The organism is Nonomuraea antri, from assembly GCF_013283785.1.
In the GTDB taxonomy this organism is placed as follows: Bacteria; Actinomycetota; Actinomycetes; order Streptosporangiales; family Streptosporangiaceae; genus Nonomuraea; species Nonomuraea antri.
Genome location: NZ_JABCPZ010000357.1, coordinates 1 through 7187 on the forward strand (window position 1 = coordinate 1; position 7187 = coordinate 7187).

10 protein-coding genes are annotated in these 7187 nt (G+C 67.5%); 1 reads left to right on the top strand and 9 read right to left on the bottom strand.

What is annotated here, in order from left to right; translation table 11 throughout:
- Positions 1–775: 775 nt before the first annotated feature.
- From HII36_RS51915 to rpsP, 9 genes are all read right to left on the bottom strand, one after another.
- The gene (locus HII36_RS51915) at positions 776–1099 is read right to left on the bottom strand and encodes a DUF2469 domain-containing protein (protein WP_055507262.1); all 324 of its coding nucleotides are present in this window, start codon (positions 1097–1099) and stop codon (positions 776–778) included.
- Positions 1100–1138: 39 nt separating this feature from the next.
- Positions 1139–1807: a ribonuclease HII gene (locus HII36_RS51920; protein ID WP_173530806.1), complete on the bottom strand. Its 669-nt coding sequence runs from the start codon at positions 1805–1807 to the stop codon at positions 1139–1141.
- A gap of 50 nt (positions 1808–1857) precedes the next feature.
- Positions 1858–2454 (bottom strand): signal peptidase I, encoded by a 597-nt coding sequence (gene lepB, locus HII36_RS51925; protein ID WP_173530807.1) that lies wholly within the window; start codon positions 2452–2454, stop codon positions 1858–1860.
- Entirely contained in the window at positions 2454–3317 is an 864-nt protein-coding gene (gene lepB / locus HII36_RS51930; RefSeq protein WP_173530808.1) for a signal peptidase I, read from the bottom strand. The genes lepB (HII36_RS51925) and lepB (HII36_RS51930) overlap by 1 nt, the downstream gene beginning before the upstream one ends.
- A gap of 142 nt (positions 3318–3459) precedes the next feature.
- Positions 3460–3819, bottom strand: a complete 360-nt coding sequence (gene rplS, locus HII36_RS51935; protein ID WP_173530809.1) for a 50S ribosomal protein L19 — start codon at positions 3817–3819, stop codon at positions 3460–3462.
- A 138-nt stretch (positions 3820–3957) separates the two neighbouring features.
- Positions 3958–4764 (bottom strand): tRNA (guanosine(37)-N1)-methyltransferase TrmD, encoded by an 807-nt coding sequence (trmD, locus tag HII36_RS51940; protein WP_173530810.1) that lies wholly within the window; start codon positions 4762–4764, stop codon positions 3958–3960.
- Positions 4764–5264: a ribosome maturation factor RimM gene (gene rimM, locus HII36_RS51945; protein WP_173530811.1), complete on the bottom strand. Its 501-nt coding sequence runs from the start codon at positions 5262–5264 to the stop codon at positions 4764–4766. The genes trmD and rimM overlap by 1 nt, the downstream gene beginning before the upstream one ends.
- A 68-nt stretch (positions 5265–5332) precedes the next feature.
- Positions 5333–5578, bottom strand: a complete 246-nt coding sequence (locus tag HII36_RS51950; RefSeq protein WP_043634919.1) for an RNA-binding protein — start codon at positions 5576–5578, stop codon at positions 5333–5335.
- A 1-nt stretch (position 5579) separates the two neighbouring features.
- Positions 5580–6023 carry a 30S ribosomal protein S16 gene (gene rpsP / locus HII36_RS51955; RefSeq protein ID WP_173530812.1) on the bottom strand — a complete coding sequence of 148 codons (444 nt, stop codon included), beginning with the start codon at positions 6021–6023 and terminating at the stop codon, positions 5580–5582.
- 308 nt (positions 6024–6331) lie between these two features.
- Here rpsP and HII36_RS51960 point away from each other — a divergent pair.
- Positions 6332–7187 (top strand): hypothetical protein (locus tag HII36_RS51960; RefSeq protein WP_173530805.1); only part of this gene is annotated, 856 nt, incomplete at its 3' end.

Consider the following 7187-nt stretch of genomic DNA (forward strand, 5'->3'; position numbering starts at 1 on the left):
TCCCAGGATTGCGGGTATCGCGGGCGGCGGCCGCCAGGCCGTGGTGGTGGGCATCACGGGCGTGGGCATCACGGGGGGCATCACGGAGCGGCGGGCGTGGCGAGGTGACGGGCGCGACGGGTGACGGGCCCGGCGAGGCGACGAAGTAGCGGGCGGGACGGCGTGCAGGCTGACGAGCATGACGACGTGCGGGCTGATGGGCCTGACGAGGGGCGAGGCTTACACGGTGAAGTGACTGGCGTGCCGCGACATGCTGGCGTGCGCGATAGACGTGGCCGTGACGCGTGACAGGTGCGGCGTGGCAGACCTGCCCGATATGGCGGAGGGGCGGCACGTTACCTTAGGGGGGCCAATCCGGACGTGGCGGAAGGTGTGCCGACCCACTGGCGATGGTGCTTCGACCAGCGGGCGAAACCAAGTGACCGTGGTCGGAGGCGATCCGCTGTCCCTGATCGCGATGACAGCAAGGACAGCCGGGCAGCATACGACGACAACGAGCAATCCGCCCTCCAGAGAGTGGCCACTCGGTGCGGCACCAGCTCGCAAGCTTGCCACCACGCGCGCTGCGACTTCATGGTGCGCGACGCCCTGAGACGGAGGCCGAGAGCGGTGCGCCTGGGCGTATCGGCGATGAAGGCCCCTATGCAGATGAGCGATCCCTAGGGTGTCGCCACAGGAGGATGCACCGCAACGCCCCTGCCCATCCAGCCACCCGGCCCGAGCCGGCCGCCCAGCGACCCACCCACCCAGGCGAGTCGCCGAGCATCCCCCGACGTCAGCCGGAGAACCCCTCCTTAGGCATCTCCAGATCAGCCTTTGCCAGTTCTTCGATGTTGACGTCCTTGAACGTGACCACCCGCACGTTCTTCACGAACCGCGCCGGCCGGTACATGTCCCACACCCACGCGTCCTGCATCTTCACGTCGAAGAACACGTCGCCGTTCTCCGCGGTCCGGACGTCCAGGTCGACCGAGTTGGTCAGGTAGAAGCGGCGCTCCGTCTCCACGACGTATGTGAACAAACCGACGACATCGCGGTATTCGCGGTAAAGCTGCAGCTCCATCTCGGTTTCATACTTTTCGAGATCTTCTGCGCTCATCGCGGTCCTCCTGTCGTACCGGTCCCCCGGTGTGCCTGGTCAGGCAACCCCGGCCCCCATTTCATTTTCGCCCATCTCCCTGGCCACCGTGACGAACGAGAAACGATGGTGCGAGCACGGGCCGTGTGTTTCCAGCGCGAGCCGGTGTTGTGCTGTGACATACCCCTTGTGGTCGGCGAATCCGTACTGCGGGTGACTCTCGTGCAACGCGACCATCAGGCGATCCCTCGTCACCTTGGCCACGATGGACGCGGCGGCCACACAAGCCGCCACCTGATCCCCCTTCCACACCGCCAGCGACGGCGCGGGCAGGCCCGGCACCGGGAAGCCGTCGGTGAGGATGTACTCGGGGTCGCACGGCAGAGCCGCGACCGCCCGCCTCATCCCCGAGACGTTGCACTTGTGCAGGCCCTTGGCATCGATCTCCCCCGGCGGGATCACCACGACGCCCACCTGGGCCGTACGGGTGATCTGCGCGTAGAGCCGCTCGCGTACCGCGGCCGAGAGCAGCTTGGAGTCGCCGAGACCGTCGATCTGCCTGCGCAGGACGACGGACGCGACCACCAGCGGCCCCGCGCAGGCGCCGCGGCCGGCCTCGTCGACGCCGGCGATGGGCGTGAGACCGCGCCGGGCCAGCGCCCGCTCGTAGGCATACAGGCCGGAATCGCGACGAACGACACTCGGTCGAGGGCGGAACGCAACTGTCATGACAGAGGAAGCGTACGCCCCATTCGCCGCAAACCGCGACCGAAAGCCCCCTACTTGACCTTGTCGAAGGTTTCCGGCCTGGTGAAAATGGTCGCCCGGTTCAGCGGCCAGTAGCGCATTACGGCCGTGCCGATCACCGCGTCCTCGGAGATGAAGCCGCCGCCGGGCTCCTGCATGTGCGAACGCGCGTCGGCCGAGGCCGTACGGTGGTCGCCCATCAACCAGAGCTGGCCCTTCGGCACGGTGACGTTGAACTTGTCACCCGAGGCGAAGTCGCCGGGGAACAGGTAGGACTCCTCGTCGAGCGCGGTGCCGTTCACCGTGATGCGGTTCTTGGAGTCGCAGCAGACCACCTTGTCGCCGCCGACGCCGATGACCCGCTTGATCGTGTCTTCGCCGCCCCGCCAGCCCTTGAACACCACGATGTCGCCCCGCCCCGGCGCGCCGGCCAGCTTGTTGACGAACACCCGGTCGTTGACCAGCAGCGTGTTCTCCATGGAGATCGACGGGATGTAGAACGACCCCACCACGAACGCCTGGAGCAGCAGCGCGATGCCCACACCGAGCACCAGGAGCAGAACGGTCTCGCGGAAACCGCCCTTCTTCTTCTCTTTCCCCACGCCCTCCGCCTTCTTGGTGACGGCCATCAACGCCTCCTCCTCACCAGCCAGCGCCGACGCACCAGCACCAAGGGTACGGCCCCCGCGAACCCGGCCAGCAACGGGATGGAGCCGGCCAGCGCCTGCAGCGCGGGCTGTCCGAACGTGTCGGGAATGGGCAGGACGGCCGCCCGGTCGAAGGGCCAGACGATCACGAACGCGCGTCCGATGACCTGGCTCTCGGGAATCGAGCCGCCGCCCGGGTCACCGGTGTGCGAGCGGGAGTCGAGCGACACCATGCGATGATCGCCCATCACCCACAGATGCGCGGGCGGCACGGTGATGTCGAAGGGGGTGTTGGAGGGCGCGTTGCCCGGATAGAGGTAGCTCTTCTCGTCGATCGGCACCCCGTTGACCGTGATGCGCTGCTGCGCGTCGCAGCACTTCACGTGGTCACCGCCGACGCCGATGACCCGCTTGATGTAGTCCTTCTCGCCGGGCACGATGCCGAACGCCGTGCCGACCCAGCGGAAGAACGCCGCGACCGGGTTGGACGGCTCCTCAAGCTGGAACTCGCCGTCCCAGGAGTCGACGCCGGAGAACACCACCACATCCCCGCGCTCGATGTCACGCGTGTGGTAGACGAGCTTGTTGACCAGGACCCGGTCGTTCTTCAGAAGCGTGTTCTCCATCGACTCCGATGGGATGTAGAACGCCTGCACCACGAACGTCTTGATGATCAAGGCCAGTACCAGCGCCACGACGACCAGGACCGGGAGCTCTTTCCAGAACGACCCCTTCTTCTCCTGTTTCTCGCCCTTGGCCGGCTTCTGAGTCTCTTCGGCGACCACGTCCACCTCGTCCTCGACAGGGCGGCGCGCCGCGCCGTACTCCTGGCTCTCGCTAGTCATCGCTGACGAGCCTAGATGATGGAGCGGCTCGACAAGCCTGGACCGACGTTACACCCACGCACGAGTCGCTCCACATAAAGGAAATGCCGCTGTAAAGCCGAATGGCCCGCGCACGGCGCGGGCCATTCGGAAAAACTCTCGGTTACTTGGCGACCGTCTCGCGCTTCTCGCGGATACGGGCGGCCTTGCCGCGCAGGTCGCGCATGTAGTAGAGCTTGGCGCGACGCACGTCACCGCGGGTGACCAGGGTGATCTTCTCGATCACCGGGCTGTGCACGGGGAAGGTGCGCTCGACGCCCACGCCGTAGCTGACCTTCCGCACCGTGAACGTCTCGCGGGCGCCGCTGCCCTGCCGACGCAGCACGAAGCCCTTGAAGACCTGGATACGGGAGCGGTTGCCTTCGACGACTCGGACGTGAACCTCGAGCGTGTCACCGGGACGGAAGTCCGGCACGTCGCTGCGCAGGGTCGCCTTCTCGAGCTCCTGGATCTTCGTGTGCATGAGAGCTAATCCTCAAGTCCTCTGAAGCACGCGGAGGTCCACCCGGCCGGAGCTCGCGGCGGACGCGCCTGCTGATTTGATGAACCCGGGAGCGTTTCCCGGGCATGACAGACCAACCAAGTGTCGGTTGGCAGCGATTCAGTTTGCCATATCTTCCGGCCCAACGCGAAACGACAGCTCGTCGAGGAGCTTTCTGTCGTGCTTGTCGAGCGTCGCGGGGTCGATCGCCGCGGCCAGTTCAGGACGGTTCCGCACGGTACGCCGCAACGCCTCGTCGCGCCGCCACCGGGCCACCTTCCCGTGATGCCCGGACAGCAGCACGGACGGCACCTCAAGATCCCGCCACACCGGCGGCTTGGTGTAGACCGGGCCTTCGACCAGGTTCTGCATGGCCCCGGGCGCGAACGAATCGTCGACGACCGAGTGGGCGTTGCCGAGCACGCCGGGCAGCAGCCGGCCGATGGCCTCGACCATCACCAGCACCGCCACCTCGCCGCCGGCCAGCACGTAGTCGCCGATGCTGACCTCGTCGACGCGCATCCGCTCGCCGTAGTGGGCCATGACGCGCGAGTCGATGCCCTCGTAGCGGCCGCACGCGAACAGCAGCCACGGCTCCGCGGACAGCTCCTGGGCCAGCTCCTGGGTGAACGGCCGGCCGCTGGGCGTCGGCACGATCATCCGCGGCCGCGCCCCCGGCTCCGAGCCGTCGGAAGCGCCGGACGCGAGGATGGCGTCGACGGCCTCGCCCCACACCTCCGGCTTCATCACCATGCCCGGCCCGCCGCCGTACGGCGTGTCGTCCACGGTCTTGTGCACGTCGTGCGCCCAGTCGCGCAGTTGGTGCACCCGTACGTCGAGAGTTCCCCGGTCTCTGGCCTTACCGATCAACGAGACGTCGAGCGGCGCGAAGTACTCGGGAAAGATCGAGACGATGTCGAGCCGCATCAGAGCAGGCCCTCTGGCGGGTCCACGACCAGCCGGCCGCCCGCCACATCGACCTCGGGCACCAGCGCCTTGACGAACGGGATCAACGCGTCGTCCTGCCCGCGCCGCCGCACGACCAGCAGATCCTGGCCGTGGTGCAGCACGTCGGTGACCTCGCCGACCGGCTCGCCCGCGACGGTCTCCACGTTCAGCCCGATGAGCTGGTGATCGTGGAACTCGTCGGGGTCGTCGGACGGCTCCACCTCGGCCGAGTCGATGACCAGCATGGTGCCGCGCAGTTCCTCGGCCGCGTCGCGGTCGCCGACCCCGGCGAAGCTCACCAGCAGCACGCCCTTGTGCGAGCGGCTGCCCTCGATGACGAGCGGACCCCGCTGGGCGGGATCGGTCGCGATCGACGAACCGGGCGCGAAACGCAGCCCGGGATCGTCGGTGCGCACCTCCACGGTCACTTCACCGCGTACCCCGTGCGGGCGGCCTATCCGGCCGACGACCAGCTGCACGTGAACCTACCTTTTCTAACGCAAGCGCCCCCATCGGAAGGAACCGATGAGGGCGCGGAAACCTGACGCTAACGGACTGCTTCGTGCAGATCGAGCAGATCGACCCGCACGTACTTCCCGTCGGCCAGGGCATTCACGACAGTACGCAGCGCCTTGGCGGTGCGCCCACCGCGACCGATGACCTTGCCCAGGTCCTCGGGGTGCACCCGGACCTCCAGGACGCGCCCGCTGCGAATGCGGCGAGCGCGGACCCGGACATCGTCTGGATGTTCGACGATGCCCTTAACGAGGTGCTCGAGAGCCTCCTCGAGCACGTCAGCCCTCGCCCTCGGTCGGGGTCTCGGCGGGGGCCTCAGCAGCCTCTTCCTTCTTCTTGGCCTTCTTCGGCGTGGTGGCGGCCGTGCCGGTGTCGCCACCGGACAGCGCCTCCTTGGCCGCGGCCTCGTAAAGGGCGTGGCGGTCGGGCGCGGGCTCGGCGACCAGCAGCGGCGCCGGGGCGGGCTCGCCCTTGAACTTCTGCCAGTCACCGGTGAGCTTGAGCAGCTTGAGCACCGGCTCGGTCGGCTGCGCGCCGACACCCAGCCAGTAGGCCGCACGCTCGGCGTTGACCTCGATGCGCGAAGGGTTCTCCTTCGGGTGGTACAGGCCGATCTCTTCGATCGCCCGGCCGTCACGCTTGGTGCGACTGTCGGCGACGACGATACGGTACTGAGCGTTGCGGATCATGCCGAGCCGCTTGAGCTTGATCTTGACTGCCACGGGTGTGGTCTCTCCTGCATTCGAGCGCGGGTGAACGACACCTCATCGAGTGGGGCACGATGAGACGACGTTCCAGGGACAGGCGTGACCGGCAGGAGATGAGAGGGCACCCACCTGGTCACGGTGTTCCAACATGTCATTCTGCCAGATCCGCGTCAGTGCCTTCGACCGTAAGTGACCACACAGCGCAAAGGGTCGGCAAGGGTCGCGTGTCACCGCCTCCACCTTGATCGGTTTGACGGCGGAATGTGGGGGTGATCCACGAACAGAAGCCTCGCGTCCCACTCGGGAGACTACTCGTCGCTTGCGTGTCCATGGTCCTGATCGGTTCCTTGTTCATGCTGAACGCCACCGCGGCGGCCGGTGATCTCGCGCACGCGAACGGCGTCGAATTGAACGTGACCGACATCCCGGCAGTCGGCCAGCCGAGTTTCTCCGGAACCTGGGGCACGGCCTCCGTGGAGAACGATCCCGGCACCGACAGCGGCGACTGGAGCGACCCGGACGGCGTCCAGAACTATGTGACACTGGCCAACCGGCAGATCGACGCGCACGGCACGGACGATCCCACCGCCTGGGAGGCCAGCGCCCAGCTCGTCGTCATGCAGCTGACGCTCAATCCCAACGCCACCCAGCCGCTCCTCACCACCGGGAACATCGAGACGCACGCCCGGTGCCGGCCGCCGGACCCGGCGCAGGCGTCGGTGCAGGCCGCACCGGGGACGATCACCGTGCTCGGCACGCCCGTGAACCCGGGGACGACCCAGGTGTCCGCCACCGGGGCGCAGCTCGGCTACCCGGGCGTGGACCACGCCGACCTCACCGTCGTCAGGACCGACAACACCTCGACGAACGGCAGCGTCTCGGCCTCGGCGGACATGACGATCTCGATCAGCGGCCGGCTGTACGACGCCGAGGGCAACGTGATCTACGACGGGCCGATCACCACGGCCACGATGGGCCACGTCGAGGTCACCTGCGCCCCCGACACGACCCCGACCATCACACCCACCATCACGCCGACTCCCACTCCGACGCCCACGATCACACCGACCACGAGCCCGACGCCGACCATCACACCGACCACCAGCCCGACACCGACGCCGACGCCGACCATCACACCGACCACAAGCCCGACGCCCACCCCGACGCCGACCATCACAC

Excerpts from the sequence above, each read along its gene's own strand:
- trmD (WP_173530810.1), bottom strand. The coding sequence starts at position 4,764 with ATGCGGCTCGACATCGTCTCGATCTTTCCCGAGTACTTCGCGCCGCTC.
- lepB (WP_173530808.1), bottom strand. The coding sequence starts at position 3,317 with ATGACTAGCGAGAGCCAGGAGTACGGCGCGGCGCGCCGCCCTGTCGAG.
- lepB (WP_173530807.1), bottom strand. The coding sequence starts at position 2,454 with ATGGCCGTCACCAAGAAGGCGGAGGGCGTGGGGAAAGAGAAGAAGAAG.
- HII36_RS51915 (WP_055507262.1), bottom strand. The coding sequence starts at position 1,099 with ATGAGCGCAGAAGATCTCGAAAAGTATGAAACCGAGATGGAGCTGCAG.
- rplS (WP_173530809.1), bottom strand. The coding sequence starts at position 3,819 with ATGCACACGAAGATCCAGGAGCTCGAGAAGGCGACCCTGCGCAGCGAC.
- HII36_RS51920 (WP_173530806.1), bottom strand. The coding sequence starts at position 1,807 with ATGACAGTTGCGTTCCGCCCTCGACCGAGTGTCGTTCGTCGCGATTCC.